Source organism: Streptomyces flavofungini, from assembly GCF_041028215.1.
Classification (GTDB): domain Bacteria; phylum Actinomycetota; class Actinomycetes; order Streptomycetales; family Streptomycetaceae; genus Streptomyces; species Streptomyces flavofungini_B.
The window spans coordinates 1-369 of sequence record NZ_JASKYR010001545.1; the positions used below are offsets into that span (position 1 = coordinate 1).

A 369-nucleotide genomic window follows, 5' to 3' on the forward strand; every position below is an offset into this window, starting at 1 on the left:
GCACTACCGTGGGGAGTGTGATTGAAGTACGGCGCTCCGGCGACCGGTACCGCGGCGGGGAGCCGACGGCCGGAATCGAGTCCCTGCACGCCTTCTCCTTCGGGCCCCACTACGACCCCGACAACCTCCGCTTCGGCGCGATCCTCGCCTGCAACGAAGAGCGCCTCGCCCCCGGCGCGGGCTTCGACGAACACCCGCACAGCCACACGGAGATCGTCACCTGGGTCGTCGAGGGCGAACTCACCCACCGCGACACGACGGGCCGCGCCTCCCTGGTCCGCCGGGGCGACGTCCAACACCTCTCCGCCGCGGGCGGCGTCCGCCATGTGGAGCGCAACGACGGCGACACCCCCCTCGTCTTCGTCCAGA

1 protein-coding gene is annotated in these 369 nt (G+C 71.3%); it reads left to right on the forward strand.

Going from position 1 to position 369, the window contains the following annotated elements:
* Positions 1 to 8 precede the first annotated feature (8 nt).
* Positions 9 to 369, forward strand: a 361-nt coding sequence (locus AB8Z36_RS42105; RefSeq protein ID WP_369218577.1) for a pirin family protein, incomplete at its 3' end; no start/stop codon positions are given.